General features: G+C 60.6%; 19 protein-coding genes and 1 pseudogene. 11 read left to right on the top strand and 9 right to left on the bottom strand.

What is annotated here, in order from left to right:
- Window positions 1-64 precede the first annotated feature (64 nt).
- The 3 genes from PAF20_RS16795 to PAF20_RS16785 form a co-directional block, all read right to left on the bottom strand.
- The gene (locus PAF20_RS16795; protein ID WP_271073469.1) at window positions 65-1,690 is read right to left on the bottom strand and encodes a long-chain fatty acid--CoA ligase; all 1,626 of its coding nucleotides are present in this window, start codon (window positions 1,688-1,690) and stop codon (window positions 65-67) included.
- Window positions 1,690-2,787, bottom strand: coding sequence for an alpha/beta hydrolase (locus PAF20_RS16790; protein WP_271073468.1), 1,098 nt, complete (start codon window positions 2,785-2,787; stop codon window positions 1,690-1,692). The genes PAF20_RS16795 and PAF20_RS16790 overlap by 1 nt, the downstream gene beginning before the upstream one ends.
- A 62-nt stretch (window positions 2,788-2,849) precedes the next feature.
- Window positions 2,850-4,349, bottom strand: coding sequence for a flavin-containing monooxygenase (locus PAF20_RS16785; protein WP_271073467.1), 1,500 nt, complete (start codon window positions 4,347-4,349; stop codon window positions 2,850-2,852).
- Between the two features lie 128 nt (window positions 4,350-4,477).
- Between PAF20_RS16785 and PAF20_RS16780 the strand changes: the two genes are divergently transcribed.
- Window positions 4,478-5,518, top strand: coding sequence for an AraC family transcriptional regulator (locus PAF20_RS16780; RefSeq protein ID WP_271073466.1), 1,041 nt, complete (start codon window positions 4,478-4,480; stop codon window positions 5,516-5,518).
- Between the two features lie 8 nt (window positions 5,519-5,526).
- On the opposite strand, the gene PAF20_RS16775 is transcribed toward PAF20_RS16780, so the two are convergent.
- On the bottom strand, window positions 5,527-6,918 hold the full coding sequence (locus PAF20_RS16775) for an HTTM domain-containing protein (protein WP_271073465.1): 1,392 nt from the start codon (window positions 6,916-6,918) through the stop codon (window positions 5,527-5,529).
- A gap of 87 nt (window positions 6,919-7,005) precedes the next feature.
- On the opposite strand from PAF20_RS16775, the gene PAF20_RS16770 reads away from it, so the two are divergent.
- The 5 genes from PAF20_RS16770 (at window position 7,006) to PAF20_RS16750 (ending at window position 11,804) form a co-directional block, all read left to right on the top strand.
- Window positions 7,006-7,395: a DUF393 domain-containing protein gene (locus PAF20_RS16770; RefSeq protein ID WP_271073464.1), complete on the top strand. Its 390-nt coding sequence runs from the start codon at window positions 7,006-7,008 to the stop codon at window positions 7,393-7,395.
- 264 nt (window positions 7,396-7,659) lie between these two features.
- Window positions 7,660-8,112: a PLC family EF-hand domain-containing protein gene (locus PAF20_RS16765; RefSeq protein WP_271073463.1), complete on the top strand. Its 453-nt coding sequence runs from the start codon at window positions 7,660-7,662 to the stop codon at window positions 8,110-8,112.
- Window positions 8,113-8,296: 184 nt separating this feature from the next.
- Window positions 8,297-9,139 (top strand): alpha/beta fold hydrolase, encoded by an 843-nt coding sequence (locus PAF20_RS16760; RefSeq protein WP_271073462.1) that lies wholly within the window; start codon window positions 8,297-8,299, stop codon window positions 9,137-9,139.
- 26 nt (window positions 9,140-9,165) lie between these two features.
- On the top strand, window positions 9,166-10,218 hold the full coding sequence (locus PAF20_RS16755) for a P-loop NTPase family protein (RefSeq protein ID WP_271073461.1): 1,053 nt from the start codon (window positions 9,166-9,168) through the stop codon (window positions 10,216-10,218).
- A gap of 5 nt (window positions 10,219-10,223) precedes the next feature.
- Window positions 10,224-11,804, top strand: coding sequence for an ABC transporter ATP-binding protein (locus tag PAF20_RS16750; RefSeq protein ID WP_271073460.1), 1,581 nt, complete (start codon window positions 10,224-10,226; stop codon window positions 11,802-11,804).
- A 20-nt stretch (window positions 11,805-11,824) separates the two neighbouring features.
- Here the strand turns inward: PAF20_RS16750 and PAF20_RS16745 are convergent, their stop codons facing one another.
- Window positions 11,825-12,622: a S8 family serine peptidase gene (locus PAF20_RS16745; RefSeq protein WP_271073459.1), complete on the bottom strand. Its 798-nt coding sequence runs from the start codon at window positions 12,620-12,622 to the stop codon at window positions 11,825-11,827.
- Window positions 12,623-12,655: 33 nt separating this feature from the next.
- Here PAF20_RS16745 and PAF20_RS16740 point away from each other — a divergent pair, with 33 nt between their 5' ends.
- The 5 genes and pseudogenes from PAF20_RS16740 to PAF20_RS16720 all read left to right on the top strand — a co-directional run bounded on the left by PAF20_RS16740 (window position 12,656) and on the right by PAF20_RS16720 (window position 16,014).
- Complete coding sequence (locus PAF20_RS16740) at window positions 12,656-13,093, top strand: hypothetical protein (RefSeq protein ID WP_271073458.1); 438 nt, start codon at window positions 12,656-12,658, stop codon at window positions 13,091-13,093.
- Window positions 13,094-13,252: 159 nt separating this feature from the next.
- Window positions 13,253-13,744: an RNA polymerase sigma factor gene (locus PAF20_RS16735; protein WP_271073457.1), complete on the top strand. Its 492-nt coding sequence runs from the start codon at window positions 13,253-13,255 to the stop codon at window positions 13,742-13,744.
- Window positions 13,745-13,786: 42 nt separating this feature from the next.
- Complete coding sequence (locus PAF20_RS16730; protein ID WP_271073456.1) at window positions 13,787-14,512, top strand: hypothetical protein; 726 nt, start codon at window positions 13,787-13,789, stop codon at window positions 14,510-14,512.
- A 250-nt stretch (window positions 14,513-14,762) separates the two neighbouring features.
- A pseudogene (locus tag PAF20_RS16725) lies at window positions 14,763-15,254 on the top strand (amidohydrolase); the annotation flags it as partial.
- A 76-nt stretch (window positions 15,255-15,330) separates the two neighbouring features.
- Window positions 15,331-16,014 (top strand): IS6 family transposase, encoded by a 684-nt coding sequence (locus tag PAF20_RS16720; protein ID WP_271073455.1) that lies wholly within the window; start codon window positions 15,331-15,333, stop codon window positions 16,012-16,014.
- Between the two features lie 61 nt (window positions 16,015-16,075).
- Here the strand turns inward: PAF20_RS16720 and PAF20_RS16715 are convergent, their stop codons facing one another.
- The 4 genes from PAF20_RS16715 to PAF20_RS16700 form a co-directional block, all read right to left on the bottom strand.
- The gene (locus PAF20_RS16715) at window positions 16,076-16,348 is read right to left on the bottom strand and encodes a hypothetical protein (protein WP_271073454.1); all 273 of its coding nucleotides are present in this window, start codon (window positions 16,346-16,348) and stop codon (window positions 16,076-16,078) included.
- Window positions 16,349-16,382: 34 nt separating this feature from the next.
- Window positions 16,383-17,579, bottom strand: coding sequence for a helix-turn-helix domain-containing protein (locus PAF20_RS16710; protein ID WP_271073453.1), 1,197 nt, complete (start codon window positions 17,577-17,579; stop codon window positions 16,383-16,385).
- 283 nt (window positions 17,580-17,862) lie between these two features.
- On the bottom strand, window positions 17,863-18,960 hold the full coding sequence (locus PAF20_RS16705) for a ParB/RepB/Spo0J family partition protein (protein WP_271073452.1): 1,098 nt from the start codon (window positions 18,958-18,960) through the stop codon (window positions 17,863-17,865).
- Complete coding sequence (locus PAF20_RS16700; RefSeq protein ID WP_271073451.1) at window positions 18,957-20,261, bottom strand: AAA family ATPase; 1,305 nt, start codon at window positions 20,259-20,261, stop codon at window positions 18,957-18,959. The genes PAF20_RS16705 and PAF20_RS16700 overlap by 4 nt, the downstream gene beginning before the upstream one ends.
- Window positions 20,262-20,283 lie beyond the last annotated feature (22 nt).

Raw genomic sequence — 20,283 nt, 5'->3', positions numbered from 1 at the left:
CGCCAAGGGCAATTGTCTCTTCCATCGTCAGGCGCACGGCATCCTGGGCATGGGGGAAGCCGGTCTACTCGCTTTCGATCAGTATATAACCGAAACGCTCCCGCAGCCGGTTCTTAAGGACCTTGCCGGTCGCGCCGAGCGGCAACTCATCGACGAAGAGGGCGCGGTCGGGAACCTGCCACTTCGCGACCTTGCCAACATAGAACTCAATCATCTCTTCTTCCGACAACTCGGCACCGGCAGCGCGGACCGCGATTAGAACCGGTCGCTGATCCCATTTGGGATGGACCGCTGCGATGGCTGCAGCATTGGCGATTGCGGGATGGGAAATAGCGATGTTTTCAAGCTCCACTGTCGAGATCCATTCGCCGCCCGATTTGATGATATCCTTGGACCGGTCGCGAATGATCATATAGCCGTCAGGGTCAATCGTCGCGACATCGCCGGTATCGAACCAGCCGTCATCGGTCAGGGCACTTTCGGATTGGCCGTAATAGCCCTCGACGATCCAGTGACCGCGTATCTGCAGCGCGCCTTGCGTCGTGCCGTCATGTGGCAGCACCTGTCCCTCGTCATCAACGAGCCGCAGGTCGACGCCCCATGGCGGGCGGCCCTGACCCAGCCGGATCTGCGCCTGCTCCTCTGCCGAAAGGTGTTCGTGCTTCTGCAGAAGCTGGTTCAGGGTACCAAGCGGCGAGGTCTCGGTCATGCCCCAGGCATGGACCAGATCGACGCCGTATTTGTCGCGGAAGGTCGGGATCATGGAGGGCGGAAGGGCCGATCCGCCGACCACCGTCCGGGTCATGCTGGACGCCGTGGCGCCGGTGGTTTCCAGCCCGGCCAGAAGACCCATCCAGATCGTCGGCACGCCCAACGAAACGGTCACGCCCTCGGCATCAATCAGGCGGGCAAGGCTTTCCCCGTCCAGCTTCGGCCCCGGCAGAACCAGCCGCGATCCGGCCTGAGCTGCGATGTAAGGCACGCCCCATGCGTTCACGTGGAACATCGGCACCACCGGCATGACAGTGTCACGCGCCGACAGCGCCAGCCCGTCGGGCTGATTACCCCCTATGGAATGCAGCACGATGGAGCGGTGCGAATATTGCACGCCCTTTGGATTGCCGGTTGTGCCGGAAGTATAGCACATGGCGGCCGGCGCGCGTTCGTCGATCTCGGGCCATTCATGTTCCGGATCGCCGGTTTCAAGCAATTCGTCATAGAACAGCAGACCGTCCAGCTTGCTGGCAGCAGTGGTGTCGCGCGGCCCCAGCAGGACGAAATGTTTCACGCTGTCCAGATGGGTGCGGATCGGCGCCACAAGCGGCAGGAATGTGGCGTCGAACATCAGCACCTCATCGCCCGCGTGATTGGCGATATAGGCCACCTGCTCGGGCGTCAGCCGCGGGTTCATCGTATGGGTCACGCGCCCGCCTGCTGCCACGCCGAAATAGATTTCCAGATGGCGACGATTGTTCCATGCAATGGTCCCCACCCGCGCGCCGGACGATACGCCCAGATGATCCAGTGCCGAGGCAAGACGTCGCGCGTTGGCCGAAACCTCGGTCCATGTGCTGCGCGACACCTCGCCTGTGGTTTCAACCGACACGACCTCTGTCGCGCCATGAAAACGCGCGGCGTGGTCAATCAGTGAGTTTACCGTCAGTTGCTCATACATCATCCGGCCGGTCATTATGTGTTCCCTCCCATAGCTGTTTGGCGCGACTGCTGCTTGTGCTCGCTGCAAGCACGAACATGCTGCGCCAGACGCTGCACCGCGTCCTCTGCTTCCCTGAAATGCCGCCCAAGGCTGAGAAAGCCGTGAATCATCGACGGGTATTCATGCAGTTCGACTGCGCGATGTTTCGCCGCCAAGCGGTCGCGCAGAAATTCCGCACCGGGGCGCAGCGGATCGAAGCCCGCCGTCAGGATCAGCGTCGGCGGCATGCGGTTCAGGCCCTCATCATTAAGCGCGGGCGAAGTTGTTGGATCATACGCCGATACACGCCCCGCCGTATAGGTTTTCCTGAACCAGTGCAGCACGTCGACACCCAGCAGCAACTCCATCCCTGCGAGCGCCTTTTCCTCCCGCTCCTCCAGCGTGACACGTGCGGCGGGATAGGCAAGGGCCAATCCCGCAGGTTGCGCCTGTTGCGGTCTCGACGTCACGTCATTGGCAACGACCAGAGCCAGCCCGCCACCTGCACTGTCACCCGACAGCGTTACGCGGTTCGGGTCGATGCCCAGCCGGTTTGCGTTCTGCTGCACCCATGCCCAGCTGTCGCGGGCATCCTCTACAGGTGCCGGCCAGGGATGTTCGGGTGCCAGACGATACTCGACCGACAACAGCCGCTGACCGCTGAGCTTGGACAGCCTGCGGCAGATCGGGTCATAGCCCGCGACGCTGCCCAGCACATAGCCGCCGCCATGAAAGAACAGGATCAGCGGCCCGTCCTCTGCCACGCCATCGGGCGAGTAAAGCCGTGCGGTCAGACTGCGATCGGAAAGCGGCATCGCAATGTCGCGCGCGCTGACGCCCCCTGTGTCGGTGAACCCGGCGCGCTTTCCCAGATCGTCGAAAAAGGCGCGGAACGCTTGCAGCTTCGCATCACTGGTCGGAATGCTCAGCGCGGTAAAGAACCGGCCTGCAATTTGGGCGTGCGGATCGACGCGGCGGCCATCGCATTGCGCGCGCCTGCCAGTGACCAGAAGACTCGCGACAGCAGCGGGTGTCAGTCCAAGCGACAGGTCACCCATCTTCGCCATAAACGTATTTGCTTTCAGATACATGATGATACCTCAGCTATCTGTGCCACGCGCCGCGTGGCGCGCGGGCCAGGTCCGGTGAAAGTCTACTCGGCGGCGATGGCGGATATGGGGGTTGGCGCTTCTGCATGTGCCCCTTTGCCCGAGAACCGCAAGACACCGTCATTCAGGCGAGAGTGGCGGATGAAGAACCAGTCCTTGTATGGATTCTGATAAACCCGGAAAGGCTCGTCCTGCGCGACCTTGGGCAGCAGATCGCTGCCGCGCTGCACATAACCAGAAGTCAGTGCCAGCATCGGCAGAGCGTCGGCCGTGTTTTCGTCCAGTTCGGGCATGACGACGCGCAGCCCGGTCTTGCGCATGTGGTTCAGCACGCGGGTCAGGTAATGCGCGATCATGTCGGCCTTCGCGGTCCAGGGATTGTTCGTGTAGCCGACGAAATAGATAAGGTTCGGCACATTCGCGAACATCAGGCCACGATAGCTGGTCAACTGCCCCGAGGCCAGCTCCACCCCGTCGCGGATCATCTTCATCCCGCCGAAAAAGCGCAGTTTCAGCCCGGTTGCAGGGACGATGATATCGGCCTCGACCTCTTCCCCGGATTTCAGGCGTATTCCGTTTGCGGTGATGCGGTCGATATGGTCCGTCTTGACCGAGGCGCGACCATCGCGGATTGAGCCGAACAGGTCGTTGCCGACAGTCGAACACAGCCGCTGCTCCCACGGGTTATAGCGCGGGTTGAAATGCTGCTCGGTATAGGCCCGGTCGCCCCCCAGAAGCCCGCTCATATGCTTCATGAAGAAGCGGCGCATCATCTGGGGATAACGCTGGCACAGCGCAAAGATGACATTGTTCAGCGCCAGATTACGGCCGCGCACCAGCCGCGCACCCAACTGTCCCGGCAGCCAGTCGATCAGCAAGCCCGCCGTCTCGTCATTGACCGGCCAATTGAAAACATAGCTGGGCGACCGCTGGATCATCGTCACATGCGCAGCCTTTTCTGCCATGGCGGGAACGATGGTCACCGCTGTAGCACCACTGCCGATCAGGGCGACCTTCTTGCCAGTGTAATCCAGATCTTCCGGCCAGAATTGCGGGTCGGCGACGATGCCCCTGAAATCCTCCATCCCGTCGAAATCCGGGCGATAACCCTGTTCGTAATTGTAATAGCCTGTCGCCATGACAAGGAAACGGGTCTTGATCGTGAACGGCTCATCACCGTTCCGGGTGCCGCTGACCGTCCATTCCGCGGCGCCACTATCCCATGCGACCGCCTCGATCCTGTGCCCGAAGCGGATCTTTTCGCGAAGGCCGAATTCGTCGACGACCTCTGCCAGATAGGCTCGGATATCCTCGCCGCTGGCCAGCCGCTTGGATTTGCGCCAAGGGCGAAAATCGAAGCTGAAGGTGTGCATGTCGCTGTCCGAGCGGATGCCGGGATAGCGGAACAGATCCCATGTCCCGCCGATCGCCTCTCGCCCCTCCAGAATGACGTAATCCGTGCCTTTGGATTTGCGTTCGATATTGCAGGCGGCCCCGATGCCGGAAATGCCTGCGCCGATGATGACAACCTCGCGTTGTTCCATGTGATCTCCTCCCAGTTGGGACAAGCGTCTCATTGCCGGGCTGTTCCGGTAAGGATTGAAACGGACACAAAATTGACATTTCACGCCATTCTTGCTTCAAATGACCATTGTGACGTAGGGGAACAACCGTGTCAGAGCGACGCATCATAAGAATCGAAAATCTGGTGACGCCAAAGCGCCGCGCCTTTGGCATTCTGCTGCATCTGCACGAGCTTGACCGGAAAGGCAGCGATACATCTGCGCTGATCCGTGACAGCAACCTGCCTGCCGCGGTTATGTCCGACCCCGACATGCTGATCGACATCGCGGCAGAGCGACGCTTTCTGCAACGCTTGCTGGAAACGGAATATAGCGACGTCACCCCGCTGGAGGCCGGGCTTGCTATTGGTGCCAGCACCGATATCAGCATGTTCGCCCCGATCAGCAATGCCGCAAAATTCGCCGGAAGCTGCCTTGAGGGATTGTCGATGTTCCTGCGTTTTCCGGAACTCATCTGGTCAAATTGCTGCGTTGCATTTGGCGAAACCGACGAAGAGGAATTCATCGAGTTTGTCCCTGAAACCCGAAACGAGACGTTGGATGCGTTTTCTGCGGCACGCGACATGGCCTCGACGCTTGGTTTCATCCACGGCTTCTACCCCGATGCGCCGCCGCCTTTGTCGATGGATTTTCAGTATGATCGCGATGTAACCAACCGCCACCTGCCCGACAGGCTATCGGGCCTTCTGCGTTTTGGCCGCGGCAGGAATGAGCTTCGGATGCCGAAAGGGTTCTGGACACATCGGCCAATCACAGCGAGTGCTGCGATGTTCCGTTCGCTGGAAATGGCGATCATGCGTCAACTTCCGGTGCTGCGCAGACAGGACAGAACATCCCATCTGGTGACGCGACAACTGCGGGCGCTTGAACCCATCGCCTCGCTGGAAACCGTCGCCGGCCAGTTGGGTTTGACCGCGCGCACCCTAAGCCGCAGGCTGGCCGACGAAGGCGTCCGGTTCAGCGCGCTGCAGGACGAAGTAATGGTCGGCAGGGCCAAGCTGTATATTCGTCATAGCGATCTGAGTCTTTCACAGATTTCGGATATTTTGGGCTATTCCGAGCCCGGCGCCTTCACCCGCGCGTTTAAAAGGGTGACCGGCGTATCGCCTAAGAGCTGGGAGTGCCGCTGAGTTTTGGTCTATCTGAGACATGCATTGGAACCAACCGGACAATCTCGTAAGGGAAGGATCCAATCATCGGCTGAAAGCAACTGCACGGAAACTGCTGTCAAGTCGACGCCGGGATCGACATAGGTTTGTAGTGGGCGACCATTCAGGGATTTGCCGATGTCTGCGCGAACCGCAACCTTGCTATAGCCCCGGTCCAGCCAGATGCCTTGCAGATACCGCGCGAACTGATGGATCATGTCCGGGCGTACCAGCATTTTCGTTGCCTGACGCTCTGACAGATACTCGAAGGGGTCGATTACCCATTCCCGACCATGCGCACTGACGATGAAACGACCCTCGGCATAGCGGTCGAAGATTCGCATCCGCCATGAAAACCGGTGGCCGTCCCCGCTCCAACGGACCTCGGACGGAAACAAGCCCGCGCGAAGCGGCAGGAAAAGCTGTAGGGCCATCCAGACCATGATCGATGCAAGCGCGACGCCCGATATGGGACGCAGCAGCGGGGCCGGTGCCGGCGTCATGGGCGGCAATTCCTCGAACCGGCCCAGAAGCCAGCGGGCGGCACGATGCGGCCAGTCTGGTGCAAAGAAAATCGTTGTGGCAGCGATGGTCAGCCAAGGGAAGATACCGATGTTGAAGAACATCGCATTGGCGCTGTGAAAGAGGCAGTAGACAATGAAAATCGCCAATCGTGTCTTTCTCCACAGCAACAGCGGCGCGCCCAGAAGATGCAGCGCAATGGTTCCCCAGCTTGCGCCGATGATGGCCCAGTCATAGCTGAACAGGACACCGAAGGGGAAATCACCAGCCTGTGCGCGCAACCAAAGGCCAAGGGGTTCCCCGGCCAGCCAGTCAGGGGTCAGTTTGACCAGACCGGCAAAGATCAGCATGACTTCCATCTGTGCGCGCAGGATAAATACCGCAGCATAGGGAACATAGGTATCATGCACCTTGCGTCTGGCATCCACCGAAAGCCTCCGCTGCGCAGGCAGAAAGCATAGCAGGATCATGAACAGGATCACGAGATAGAAGTGGTTCAGATACTCCGCCTTATCCAACAGGAAGAAATAGCTGAAGATGACCGTCAGCGCGACGATGGCGACGCGGTAGAAAAGCCCGATCATCACCAGAAAGGCACAGATACCCATCGCGGCCCAGGCGGCATAAAGCCACGTTGCGGGCAGTGGCGTCACCCAGGCGAAACCGGCGTAGGTAAAATGGAAATCCGGCTCAATCCAGTACCGCCAGATCCGGTCGTATTTTATAAAACGCCAGCAATCCCACAGAAGCAGCGCACCCAAGGCGATACGAAAAACCGCAAGCGACAGACCGGAGACGGGTTTCGAAAGCGACCCTGTGGCGCGGTTCCACATCGTCGCCACCTGATCCATCCGGGTCATGTGTCTTCTCCTTTCTGCGTCCTCTAGGGGAATTACGGCAGAGGTGAGACGTTATTCCAATGTAAACGACGAAATGGGGCATGTGGGATGAATCGCGGGATCACGATAATCTATGACGGACAATGTCCGTTCTGCTCATCCTATGTGTCGATGATGCGACTGCGTGATGTCTTGGGCGCGGTCGAACTGGTCGATGCCCGGTCGGACGATCCGCGTGTTGCGGCCGCCTTCGCGGATGGGCGCGATCTGGACCAAGGGATGGCGGTCATTTGGCAGGGAAGGCAGTTTTTCGGCGCGGACGCCATGCACCTGATCGCAACGCTGTCCGGCTCGGGCGGCATTGGCAATGGATTGCAGCGCCGTCTGTTTGCCTCGCCGCGCAGGGCCGCGATGATATATCCTTTGCTGAGACAGGGCCGGCGTCTCTACCTGCGCCTGACGCGGAGATCGCTGATCTCCGATGAAAATAAAAAGTAGCCCGATCGGAATAATACCCCACCGCAGTCGTAATCCCTTCACCGCCCAATGACGGGCGGTAGAGGAAGGGAAAACGATGCGACATGGTCGCACATAACAGGCAGAGATCCGGGAAGCCGCGGCGGTCAGATCGACGCCGCCGCGGCGACCCGCCCTGCCGGAAATCCAGTGAATGACCTCTCGGTGCCAGCCGCCATGCGGATGATCTCCGCTGTCCGGCTGTCGACATTTTGCAGCAATCCGGAGGGCTAGAAGGAGACTACTATGAAACACACTCACAAGATTGCCGTTTTCAGCTTGTCGGTGCTTCTGATGGGAAGCGCATCCACACCGGCGCAATCCGCGCGGTTTTCGGATATCGACCGAAACGGGAATGGGTTGCTGTCCTATAGCGAGCTTGTGCGGGCCTTCGGCCGCGAGGGTGCAAACAAGATCTGGTCGCTCGGCGGTAGAAGCGATCTCTCGCGCCGGGATATCCGCCGCATGAATCAGAATCGGGACAATGACCGTCGGGGCATTTCCCGTTCTGACCGGGACGATGACGACGACGGACGTCTTGGACGTAGCAACCGCGACGATGACGATGACGACGGGCGGCGCAGCGTTGCCGGGCGTGACGACGATGACGACAATGGGGGAAGCCGTGGCGGTCGTGGGGGCGGGGGTCGCGACGATGACGACGACGACGGCGGCCGCGGCAATGATGACGATGATTGATCGCAGCTTAATCTGAGTGCCCCTCCCCTCCGTGGCTGCCATTGGTGCAGCCACGGATTTCTATTGCCGGCAAGCCGCCCACTCAGCTCTGAAAGCTGAATTTTTTCAGAATAATTCGCCGATGCAGGAATAAACGCCTGCAACCCAACGTAGTCCGGGCAGAGAGCACGATGGGAAACCAAGCATGACTTATCTGCATGAAATCAACACCGATCAGGCGCGTATCACGACGTTGACAACCGTCGGCACGGCAAAGCGGCTGAGCGCGAATATCATCATTCCCGACCGGCGCGCCACGGCGCCGCCGCTGCTGGTACTGCATGGGATCTCGCGTAATGCCTCCCAACTGACCAGCCTGTTCCGCCGCGAGGCGGAAGCCAGCGGGCGCATGATCATTGTGCCGCATTTCGATGCCGAGAACTGGCGCTTCTTTCAGCGTCCGGGCCGTGCCGCGAGACCGGATCATGCGCTGCTGGCTTTATTGTCCGCCGCCGCTTTGCAATTTTCGCAGTTTGACGAGCCTGTCAGTCTTTTCGGACATTCGGGTGGGGCGCAACTTGGCCATCGCTTTGCCATGCTGTACCCGCAAAAGGTCGCCGATCTGCATCTTGCCGCTGCCGGCTGGTACTGCCTGCCCGATCATTCCATGCCTTGGCCATACGGTCTGGCCGACAGCGTGAACAGCCGGGACGAAACCTGGTTGCGCCGTTCCCGTGCGAGCCTGCGCGCGTTTCTTGACCGCCCGTTCCATATCTATGCCGGCAACCGCGACACGCGACGCGACAAGACACTGCGCCAGACGCCCGAACTTGATCGCATTCAGGGAAAAACCCGTCTTGTCCGTGCGCATCGCTATGCCGCGGCGTTGGAGAAAGCCACGAGGGATCATGGCCTGCACCCTCGTATCGGGCTGCAAGATATTGCCGGCTGCGGCCACGATGTCGTCTGGGCCATCCGCCATGGCGGTCTGGCCCGACAGGTCTGTAATGCAAATGCCGCCGCACCCTGCATGACAGCCACTGCCTGAAGCGAAACACTGAATCGGAGAGCAAAATGCAAACCACCGTTAAGAAACTTCTGAGCACCGCGAAATGGAGCTTTTCGACACGCCGCGTTATTCGTGAGCGGGCCGCTGGCATGGACATCGATTTCGCTGCAGCACGACCCGGAGACCTCATTCTGGCGCAGGTTCAAGAGATCGGGCAGCACAAGCGCGTGCAACTGACCACCGGCCGCCCTTCCGAACTGTTCCCCGGTGATCTTGTCGTGCTGGCTTGTGGCGCACGTTATGCACCGGATCAGTTCGAGGGGCTGGCCGAAATCGACCCGACCGGGGCTGACATGCTGGCAGGCGGCGGATGTATCGGGCGAATGATCGCCCGCAATGAACGTATCAGACCCGCCACGAAGCTGCTGCCAAAGGGACGGCTTCTGGATGTGAAAGGCTGTGCGCTCAACCTTGATCAGTTCGCGCTGCCCGACCCGCAGCAATGGGCGGATATTCCGATAATCGCGGTTCTGGGCACCTCAATGAATTCCGGCAAGACGCTGGCCACCGCACAGCTTGCGCTTGGACTTCGGCGCGCGGGCTGGAAAACGGCAACGATCAAGGCGACGGGAACAGGCGCCTTCGGCGATTACAATGAATATAGTGATACAGGGGCCCATTACGTCGGCGACTTCACCGATGCGGGAATGGTGACCACCTATATGCAACCGCTGAGCCGCATTCGCAGCGGGATCGAACGCTTGCTGGCAGAGGCGCAGCGCAGCGGGTCGGAAATCGCCGTGATGGAGGTGGCTGACGGGCTGTTCCAGCGTGAAACTGCACAATTAATCGCGGACCCTTGGTTTAAGAAGCGGATTTCGGGGCTGATCTTTGCATGTGGTGACGCCGTGGCGGCGGCGGGGGGTGTCAGCGAATTATCACGGATCGGGCTGCGCCCCGACATCCTCACCGGCATCGTAAGCTGTTCTCCCATGGCCAGTGCCGAGGCTCAGGCCGCCACAAATATCCAGGTCTTGCGCAAGCGGGACTTGTCTGATCCGGCAGAGGTTAACGGGCTGGCGTTGCGGATCATCGGACAATGGAAGCAGGCGGCATGACATACATGCCGCCACTTCTAGCGCATGGACGACGATGGCTGCTTGCGCGGGTGGCGGTTCTGACCCTGTTGCAGGGGACCGCGGCCGGGGCCGCTGCCATCGCGACGCGCGGCCTCTTTGCAGCGATGAACGCCCGGCAGTCTGACTTGCCCATGACAGAGCTTCTTGTGCTGGCGCTGTCCGGGACGGTGATTGCCTCGGTCCGGGTCGCGGCGCAGCTTGACGGCGAAAAGCTGGGGCAGGCATATGCGCTTGATCTGCGAAAGGCGCTTTTCGAACATGCTTGCGCCATGTCGGCCAGCGACGTTGCGGCCCGCCGCAGCGGCTATGTCGGATTGCGTTTCGTGGGCGACATGACTGCATTTCGAAACTGGGCCAGGCTGGGCCTGCCGCGCCTCGTTGCAGGCTGCATTCTGATCCCGGTGACGTTTCTGGTTCTGGCATGGTTGTCGCCCGTGCTTCTATGGGCAATTCTGCCACCCACAATAGTAGCGCTTGCCGCGATTGTTGCTGGTGGTGCGTCACTTGTGCCGCTTCAGCGCCGACTGCGCGCGCGACGCGGACGGATTGCCGCTGATATGACCGAACGCATGGCCCTTGCCCCCGAACTTGATCGGCTTGGGCAACGCGGGCGGGCCCTGCGCAGCTTGCAACGCCGCAGCGAACGCATGATCGACGCCGCCCTTGCCCGGCTACGCATGGCAGAGATGCTGAAGTCGCTGCCCGATCTGATCGCCGGCATCACCGCGGCGCTAGTGATCCTGATCGGGGCGCGGGCCGGACTTGGAACCGACACGATCGCCGCGGCACTTGCGGCGCTTGGCCTGTTGCTGACACCGATGCGAGAGCTGGCCGGCGTCTGGAACCATTATGCCGCCTGGCGGGCCGCGCGGGATAAATGTGCCGCTGCGCTTTCGCGGCCCCGGCGCGGGGCGTATGGCAGGCTTGGGCTGCCTCCGGGGCCGATTGCGCTGAGGATTGATGAGCTGAGGCTCGACGCGGACAGCGATCCGCTCACCCTGATCGTCGATCCGGGCGCATGCCATTTGTTGAAACTGCCCGAGTTGCAGGCGTCGAGACTGTTTTCCTTTCTCCAACGGCTTGAAGCGCCATATGCCGGAGCCATTTTCCTGTCGGGCATCCCCATTGAGGATCTTAGCCGAGGTACCCTGCGCCGCAATATCTGCCGGATCGGACCGGATCGGCCAATGCTGCGCGGATCGCTGCGCCGGGTGCTGACCGTTTCCGCCTCCAGTCGGCCCGACGACGATGGAATTCTTGAGGTGATCGATCGGCTCGGCCTGCGCCGGACGCTTTGCCCGGATGGCGATCTGGACCGGCGCGTCAGCGAAGGCGGCAGCAACCTGTCAGCGGAACAGCGTGCGGCGGTCAGCCTTGTTCAGGCGGCAATAGCAAAACCCAGGCTGGTGTTGATCGGACAGGACCTGGCAGCGGCAGGTCCGGATATTTGCACGGCGGTCAGCCGCTGGTTGCGGGCCATGCCGGCTTCTGTCCTGTGCGTCGAGAACGTCGCTTCACGGCTGGAAATCAAGGAGCACGCGGAAGAAGGCGATGCAGCCGCATAAAATGCAGCTGCATCCGCTCGCTATTGGCAGGGATGCGAGGGCTGTAGCAGTCCGTAGCCGAACACCTCATCCCTGCCCTCTTCCCCCAGATCCTGGGCCGACGCCTGTATTATCTCGCGGACTTCCCCTGCACTCAGTTCCGGGCGGGCCTGCATAAGAAGCGCAGCGGCAGCAGTGACAAAAGGTGTGGCATATGATGTACCCGTCTTGCCGCGCCGCCCGCTGATCGAGGCAGCCGTCCAGACATCAACACCCGGCGCCGCGACGTCGATATAGGGGCCGCGGCTGGCCCGACGATACACCCGAGAGTCGCGATCTACGGCTGTGACGGCGATCACGTCGTCATACGCCGCCGGATAGGATGGTTTTGACTTCGGTCCGCCATTTCCCGCCGCCGCAACCATCACCATATCCTGTGCCGCCATATGCCGGATCTGGTCCGCAAGCGCTTCGTTTGCCGGACCGCTGAGCGACATATTCACAATATCCACCTGTTCGGCGACCAGGTAATCCAGAGCCTCGATCAGCGCGAAGGCGTCGGCACGTTCGTCTGAGCGTATCTTGTAAAAGGCATCCACAGCGATCAGTTCGGCATGAGGGACAAGCCCCGGAGCACGGCTGTCTTGCTGCCCAACCAGAAGTGCCGCTACCGCCGTACCATGCAATTTTTCGGATGCGGCCATATCTCCGCTGTCGATCTTGCGAATCGTCACCCGTGCCTGTTTCAGCGCGTCATGTTCGGCATTCAGATCGGTATCGACCATACCGATACGCGGCGCTTCCCCGCAGCCCGAAACATCGGTCGGCCAAGCGATCATCCGTCGTGCCGGACAAATGCCACCGGGGCAGTCTTGCGTGGCCTCGTCGTTCTCTGGCCGGTAAAAATGGTTGAAATCCGCAGCCTCGGTCGAGGCCAGATCACGCACCTGTTGCCGCGCCTCTTCCAATCCAAGGGCCGCGGGCTTGCGAAGGCGGACAAAATCCGGACCGGAATTCAGTTCGACCTGCCGAAGCAGTTGGAAGCCCGTTGCCTGAAGCTCGGCCAGATCCTGTTCGCCAAGGCCGCGTGCAATCACCTCATCAGGTGCGCGAAGCGGCGGCGGCGGCGCAGGAACAGCCCGAACACGACGCTGAGGCTGAGGCCGCGGTTGCTGCACCCGGCGGCGGACGAAAAATCCATCGTCATCGTCGTCGTCGTTTTGTCTGCTGCTGCCGCCATCATCATCGTCATCATCACCTCTGCCGCTATCGTCATCATCGGCAAAAGCGACTGTAACCTGCCACATTGATCCGCCATACCGGAAATCTGCGTGAAGCGTACCCAAGGAAACAAGCATGAAAATGATAACACGCAATGGCATGATGCCCTCCTGTCTGCATTTCTGGACATTTACGCCGCTCGATTTTTATTATTCCAATTGATTAACAATTTTTAGTGCGGAGTCACCATGGATGCGGCCTTCAGCGAAGCCCTGATCGCCTTGCTGCCGAATCTCAGGCGCTTCGCGCTGTCGCTCGCCCGTCGTCCGGACGTGGCTGACGATCTGGTACAGATCACCGTGGAACGGGCCATTGCCAATGCCAACAGCTTCGATCGTAGCCAAAAGATGGACCCGTGGTTGTTCAGGATAATGCGAAACACGTTTATTGACATGACTCGCCGCGAAAAACGGGCCGGAACACAGATCGATGTTCACGAGCAGCCAGAAGTTTTGCCGACCGATCCCGGCCCAGGGCTTGAGGCGCGGCTGATGCTGCGCAGCGTACGCGACGCGATGCTGGACCTCTCGGACGATCAGCGCGAAGTGCTTCATCTGGTCTGCGTGGAAGAGTTTAGCTACGCAGAAGCCGCGCAAACCCTTGATCTGCCCATCGGCACCGTGATGAGCCGCTTGTCACGTGCCCGGATCGCGTTGTCACAAAAGCTTGGAATAAAATGAACGCCGCGACGTATACAAAAGGCTACCGCGAGGAACTGGTTCATGCAGATAGATGACGAAACGTTGATGGCACTTGCCGACGGCGAACTGGATCCGCTGCGCGCCGAGGCCGTCCGCGCTGCAGTGGCATCCGATTCCGGCCTTCAGCAGCGCCTTCACCGCTTTCAGGAAACGCGACGGCTACTGGCCGGCATGAAGGTAATAGCTGCGGAAGAGGATCCGCTTGCGGCGCATATCCGTGCCACTGCCGCGCCCAAAGCCCCGGCGGGGACTGCAACCCCTGCCAATTTGAACCGCAGACCTCTGCTCGCCGCCGCTTGCGCCGCAATTCTGGCTTTGGGGCTCGGCTGGTGGTGGCTGGATCAGCCGCAGGACGGTTTCTCTGCTGCCGAGATCGCGGCGCTAGAGTCCCTGCCCTCCGGTGAAGCGCAGCGTTTTGACGACGACAGTGATCTTGTGATGATCGCCTCCTTCCTGACGGTGGGTGGTGAGTTTTGCCGGGAGTATGAGATTTCCCAGCCCAGAACCGTCCGCGTCGTTCTGGCCTGCGAAAGCGAGGATGGTTGGCAACAGCGCTTCGCCTCCACATCCGAAACGGGCGATGACAGTTACCGCCCGGCATCGGGCGCAGAGACAATCGACGACGCACTTGAAGAAATCGGTGCTGCCGGTGTCATGACGACAGCCGAGGAAGCCCGGCGTCTGGATCAAAAAGACGTCTCGCCCTCATTTGGAGAGGCGTCGTTTTCTGCAGGCTCGACTGATTAACTTTTCGAAAAGCGAAAGGTGAACGTACTTATCCGTTTTGACTGCCGGACACCCAAATGGCGCGTATTGAACCCTTTTTACCAAAGCTCACCTCTGCCCCGTGCCGATGACCGGCGGGTATTTTGTTTTACCTGATCAAGCAGGTAGTCACCTCATATGTCCGAGACCGTCAGATCGTGGTAGCACGCCCTGAAAAGACAGACAGATAACCTGCGATCTTACGCTTGCAGACATACCAAGGAGAGACGCCATGCCCGTTATCGACGGCATCGCTGCCTACAGCGATGATCTGACCGCGATCCGCCGCGATTTTCATGCCCATCCCGAGATAGGCTTTCAGGAGGTCAGGACATCCGCGCGGGTGGCAGAACTGCTGGAGGGCTGGGGCATTTCCGTGACGCGCAACATTGGTAAAACCGGCGTCGTCGGTGTGCTGGAAGGTTCGCGGCCGGGCAAGACCATCGGGCTGCGCGCGGACATGGACGCCTTGCCGATGGAAGAGGAAACCAACCTTCCCTATCGCTCTCAGAACCCCGGTGTCTTTCACGGCTGCGGTCATGACGGACACACCACCATGTTGCTGGGTGCGGCGCGCTATCTGGCCGAGACGCGGGATTTTGCCGGGCGGGTCGTGTTCATTTTCCAACCGGCAGAAGAAGGGCTGGGCGGTGCGCGGGCGATGCTCGCGGACGGCTTATTTGATCGTTTTCCCTGTGACGAGCTATACGGTCTGCACAACTCGGCTCTGTCGCAAGATTTTCTTGGGAGGAGTGGCGATGTATGATCCTGTCTGATCTTGGCAGAGGGGGGATGCGGTTATGACGGTTTCTTTCAACGGGGCGCATTTCCCCAAAACCGTGATCCTGTTTGCGGTGTTTTTCTACGTCCGCTACACGGTGCCCTACCGGGGTTTGGAAGAGATCATGGCCGAGCGGGGTGTGAGGGTCGATCACGCGACGCTGAACCGTTGGGTCGGGAGATATGCCGGCCAACAGGCAGAGGAAGCGCGCCGCCGCAAGCATCCGACAGATCGGTCCTGGCGCATGGATGAAACCTACATCAAGGTGAAGGGTGAATGGGTCTACCAGTACCGGGCGGTCGACAAATTCGGTAAAACATTGGACTTCATGCTGTCGAAGCGCCGCAACAAGAAGGCCGCCACCCGGTTCTTCGCCCGGGCGCTGGAAGTGAATGGCCTGCCGCGCAAAATCGTGATCGACAAGAGCGGGGCAAATACTGCGGGCATCACCGAGATTAATAGGATGCTGAAACGCTTTGGCTGTCCGATCCCGATCGAAATGATACGGATCAAATACCTCAATAATCGCGTGGAGCAAGACCACCGCAGCATCAAGAAGCGGATCCGGCCCATGCTCGGGTTCAAATCCTTCGCTTCGGCGTCAGCGACACTTGAGGGCATTGAGGCCGCGAACATGATCCGTAAGGGCCAGTTGACACCTGGACTCTGCCCCTTTGCTCAATTTGCGGAACTGGCAGCGTAAGCGAGCAAGCGTTTGGATCCACTCCCCTCACGGCAAAAGTTTGCGACAAAACCGCCTCCGCCTAGTCCCGCCCACACACCCCCGCGAACAGATCTTCTCCGCCATTATGCAGCCTTGTGTGGTGTTGTCTGCACAGCCAGCGGACCTGCAGGGGCGCGTCGTAGTCGTCGTGATGGGCGTCGGTTTTGGGATGGCCGCAGACTTCGCAGGGCTGGCGGGTGATCTCGCCGCGTTTCAATCCACGCTGCACGGCCAGATGGGCGGTGTATTTAGGCACATTTCGGCGGCGCCAATCGGCCTGTCGGGTGTCGGTTTTCAGGCTGGGTTCTGTCATTGCATCCTCTCTTTCGCCCAGATCAATCCCGGGATTATTCGCGCAGCGTCACCGGGCGGTATCGCCCGAGGATCTCATCTGCCTGCGCCAATGCGGCGTCGAGTTCGGCCATGGCGTCCCCCTGCCCTGCCGCGTCCGACTCGTGTCCGACGCGCAGATCTGCCTCCGTCGGATCGGGCCTTGTACTCCGCGGCCGCTCGCTGATCGGATTGCGCATCCGAAGCCGCTCGGCCATGGGCAGCGGTGCCCACGCCCGATAGCTGCGTCGGCCGGTGATCGGGGCCAGCAGACGGGCATCCACCGCCTTGTCCACCAGATTGCGCGCGGTGCGGTCGGTGACACCAAGCGCCTCGGCGATGCCGGACCCGGTCAGAATCGGCTGATGGATGGCAAGCGTCACCAGATCGTCCAGATGCGACTTGCCGGGCTGGTCCGCCGCCAGCTGGCGGGCCCGGTCGCGCCAGCGGCGCAGCAGTGGCAGCTGGCCAAGTGCCCGGCCGGACTCGATGCGCAAACCGGCCAGCAGATCGCGGATTCCGCGCGCACTACCGGGCGACCAGGCCCGAAAACCCTGCGCGGTCATGGCCATCGAGGGCAGCAGCACCCAGCTTGCGCGGATCTGACCCAGCAGCGGTGCGACCCCGGTCTCCTCAGTGGTCGCATGGTCGCGCTGATGCGGCAGCCGACTGGCGTGATCCACGGCGATGAACAACAGCCGCTCCGCTGCCGGAAGCTGCGCTGCGGTGGCCATACGCAAATGCGCCGCGGCCCGGATCGCGGCCAGAACCGGCGTCGGTGCCGCATCGATCTCGCCGACAATACCTGGCGCGAGGGCGACGAGATCGGGCCATTCCGCCCCCTGCCCTTCCTGGTCCAAGGCCCGATCCTCGGCAAACCCCGCCCGCAGGCAGCGTGTCAGCACCGCCACCGGATCGGCGCGCAGATCGCCGGGCCGGGCCATGACCCGCATAAGCTCGGCCCCGTGCAGCGCGCCGCGCGCGGTCGCGAGCGACGTATTCCGGTTCTCGAAGCCGCGCATCACCAGGTCGCCCTCGAAGAGATGGATATCCTCGAGCCCGACCGAGCGGCACACCTCGCTCAGCACCATCTGCGCCCGCCACATCCGGCCCAGTTCGGGGTCGGCCAGAAACGCACCCTCCAGCCGGCCCGCCGCGCTTTCGACGGCGAGAATATCGGTCAGGAGGTCAGAGCCGGGAGATGCATCATTCACTTTATCATTCTGTTATATGATTACATTTATCATTGTACGGCAATTATAAAGCTCCCAATTTCCGTTACAAGATTATTTTAATGAAGGCTATATCATACACGATAAGGACTGATTATCGGATCTATCGTATATCTGCCAAAACTGCTCCGCCCCATCTGCTATTATATCACCCCCTGCCCTACCCCTCACCCCGCGCTGCACTTTCGAGCCTATCGCAAGCAGTCCGGCAGCGAGCTTGCGGCGACAAAGCTAGGCGATTGGCGGACCTTCCCCGCGGGGAAGATCAGTCAAGCTGGTCAAGCATGGCCGCGACCGCCGATTCCAACCGCCGTCGGTCAAGCGCAGAGAAGTCTCGCGGCAACCGTATCTCCAGCCGGCCGTTGGCGGCAGTGCATTTGGCGCTGCCTTGCGGTCGCGTAAGCTGGAAGGTCGTCTTTGCCTTCTCGGCAGGGACAGCGGGTTTCTTCACGCTTTGCGGCGCGTCGTCACTGCCATCACCCCCCTGCCCCGCAAAACGCCGCAACACGCCCAACTCATCCATCACCGAGCGATTGTCCCAATCCTTCAGCTCAGCCTTGATGGCAGCAGCCGTGCCCGGCACCTCATCCACCTGCTGCGCCAGGGCGAGCCCAAGCGCACGCGGGATCTCCTGCGGAAATTGCAGCGTCTCACCAAGACTTTTAACCAGCGGGATAAACTTGCGGATATAGCTGCGCTTCTGATAGCCCGCCGATTTGAACAGGATCGCCACGGCTTTGTCCGGGTCGTTTTCATCCGTGTCCGGATCCATTGCATAATGAACCGCAAGCTGCGCCATCTCTGCAAAAGAGATGTCCTTGCGCACCATATTCTCATCCACCATGCGCCGGTAAAGCTGCTCCAACGCATCGCCCTTGGCCACGATGCCGGCTGGGATCCTGCCCCATTGTTCGGCATCGCCGGTTTCCTTCAGAAGCTCCCTATAGGCTGACAGCCGGCGATAACCCTGAATGAGTTCGTAGCGACCATCTGTGCGCGGCTCTACCCTGATCGGGTTTGACAGGCCGATATCGCGGATGGACTGAACGAGTTCGGGCAGCTCAAAATCCGGCCCCGGCGCACGGTCGCGCATCAGCTTGAACGTTTCGATGGCATCCAATTCGATCATATCGGTGACCAGACCGGCGCGCTTCAGGCGAACATGCTCCTGCGCCAGAGCATCATTTTCCGCGCGGATTTCGGCCTCTACTTTCGCGCGGTCGCGGCTGGATTCGGCGGTTTCGGCGATGGCAGTCGCCATTGGGCCGCGTCGCGAGTCCTTCTGCTCCACCTTCCCCGCGGGGAAGTTTTCGTCGCCTTCTTCAGGCATTTCGATATCGAACATACGGCGTTTGCGGCTCATGCGTCAGCCTCCAACTTGTCCCACGCGATCAGCAGGTGGGATTTGAATTCCTCATAGGCGCGGTCGAAACTTGCCCGCGCACGGCGCCATGTGCCGCGCGTCATTTCGCGGTAATCAATCTCATAGATAGAGCTCAGGAAGCGCCCCGATTGCTCAACCGCCCGCGTCAGCTCTATCGGGTGCTCGGCCATACGGTCGCCGAAAACCTGCTGGAAAGCTGCGAACATGGCCTGATGCAGCTCGTTCGACGGCTCGTATCGGGTCATCAGAAAACGGATGTCGGTAAACGCCTTGGGCAAGGCGATCTTCCCCGTGGGGAAGTTTTCGAAGCCATGCGACAGATCCTCCAACGCCTCGGCAAGCTGCCCGATGAAGCTGGTCGTGCTGTCATATTCCCAATAGCCGGGGCCCGATGGAATATAGAGCATGTCCGCCGCAAAGACCGCGTTCATCGACTGGTAACCAATCGCAGGCGGGCAATCGAAGAGGATCAGATCATAAGCATCGTCCGGCAGCGCGTCGAGGAAGCGCGACACCGCACCGAAGAAGGTCCATTCCGGATTGAGGTGCCGATACTGGGCGCTAGCAAACTCGACAAAGGCGGCATTGGCGCAGGATGGTACGATATCAATCGTCGGCCACGCCGTGGGCTTGATGAAGTCCGCGGGGCGCAACGCGCCAAGGCCCATGTCGCGGATAGACGATGGCAGCCGGCGTTGGGGCAGGGCGGTGCCACTTTCGGCGCCGGGGGCCGACGCGTTCATCCGGTCTGTCTCTCGTTCAAGGTCGCGGGCCATGATCCCCCAGACCGTGTGGTCCTCGCCCACATCGCTGAGGCCCATCGAATGGCTGAGCGTCGCTTGCGGGTCGAAGTCGACGGCGAGCACGCGGTAGCCGTCAAGCGCAGCGGCATGGGCGAAGTGCAACGCGACGGTGGACTTGCCTGCGCCGCCCTTGAAATTGGCGATGGCGGCGCGGAAGGCGCGCTTGCCTTGCGGGCGCTCTGGCAGCAGGGATGTCTTGTTGACGCGTATGCGGCGGCGCAACTCATTGATCTCTTCCAGGCTGAACCAACGCTGGCGCCCGTCCTCTTCAACTTCCCCGAGGGGAAGGTTTGGGTCGGCGGCCAGCTTGCCGCGGAAGGTCGACTGATTGATGCCGAATATCAACTCAGACACCTCCCAGCTGGAGAAGCGGCGCAGGGTCTTTTCCAGCTCGGGCGAGAAGGTCTGTCGGCGTATCCAGCCCTGCATCTTCAGTGACTGGGCCTGAAGCTGGGCGAGGTCTTCGTGCGTATACATATTGTGCCTGTTTGTTCGGACG

Source organism: Paracoccus albus (genome assembly GCF_027913035.1).
Taxonomy (GTDB): domain Bacteria; phylum Pseudomonadota; class Alphaproteobacteria; order Rhodobacterales; family Rhodobacteraceae; genus Paracoccus; species Paracoccus albus.
The sequence above is the reverse complement of the archived record's forward strand: the minus strand, read 5'-3'. Positions and strand labels throughout refer to the sequence as shown.

What these genes read in the sequence shown, in the direction of transcription:
- PAF20_RS16795 (WP_271073469.1), bottom strand. Translation starts at nt 1,690, where the DNA reads ATGACCGGCCGGATGATGTATGAGCAACTGACGGTAAACTCACTGATT.
- PAF20_RS16790 (WP_271073468.1), bottom strand. Translation starts at nt 2,787, where the DNA reads ATGTATCTGAAAGCAAATACGTTTATGGCGAAGATGGGTGACCTGTCG.
- PAF20_RS16785 (WP_271073467.1), bottom strand. Translation starts at nt 4,349, where the DNA reads ATGGAACAACGCGAGGTTGTCATCATCGGCGCAGGCATTTCCGGCATC.
- PAF20_RS16775 (WP_271073465.1), bottom strand. Translation starts at nt 6,918, where the DNA reads ATGACCCGGATGGATCAGGTGGCGACGATGTGGAACCGCGCCACAGGG.
- PAF20_RS16770 (WP_271073464.1), top strand. Translation starts at nt 7,006, where the DNA reads ATGAATCGCGGGATCACGATAATCTATGACGGACAATGTCCGTTCTGC.
- PAF20_RS16765 (WP_271073463.1), top strand. Translation starts at nt 7,660, where the DNA reads ATGAAACACACTCACAAGATTGCCGTTTTCAGCTTGTCGGTGCTTCTG.
- PAF20_RS16760 (WP_271073462.1), top strand. Translation starts at nt 8,297, where the DNA reads ATGACTTATCTGCATGAAATCAACACCGATCAGGCGCGTATCACGACG.
- PAF20_RS16755 (WP_271073461.1), top strand. Translation starts at nt 9,166, where the DNA reads ATGCAAACCACCGTTAAGAAACTTCTGAGCACCGCGAAATGGAGCTTT.
- PAF20_RS16750 (WP_271073460.1), top strand. Translation starts at nt 10,224, where the DNA reads ATGCCGCCACTTCTAGCGCATGGACGACGATGGCTGCTTGCGCGGGTG.
- PAF20_RS16745 (WP_271073459.1), bottom strand. Translation starts at nt 12,622, where the DNA reads ATGATCGCTTGGCCGACCGATGTTTCGGGCTGCGGGGAAGCGCCGCGT.
- PAF20_RS16735 (WP_271073457.1), top strand. Translation starts at nt 13,253, where the DNA reads ATGGATGCGGCCTTCAGCGAAGCCCTGATCGCCTTGCTGCCGAATCTC.
- PAF20_RS16730 (WP_271073456.1), top strand. Translation starts at nt 13,787, where the DNA reads ATGCAGATAGATGACGAAACGTTGATGGCACTTGCCGACGGCGAACTG.
- PAF20_RS16720 (WP_271073455.1), top strand. Translation starts at nt 15,331, where the DNA reads ATGACGGTTTCTTTCAACGGGGCGCATTTCCCCAAAACCGTGATCCTG.
- PAF20_RS16715 (WP_271073454.1), bottom strand. Translation starts at nt 16,348, where the DNA reads ATGACAGAACCCAGCCTGAAAACCGACACCCGACAGGCCGATTGGCGC.
- PAF20_RS16705 (WP_271073452.1), bottom strand. Translation starts at nt 18,960, where the DNA reads ATGAGCCGCAAACGCCGTATGTTCGATATCGAAATGCCTGAAGAAGGC.
- PAF20_RS16700 (WP_271073451.1), bottom strand. Translation starts at nt 20,261, where the DNA reads ATGTATACGCACGAAGACCTCGCCCAGCTTCAGGCCCAGTCACTGAAG.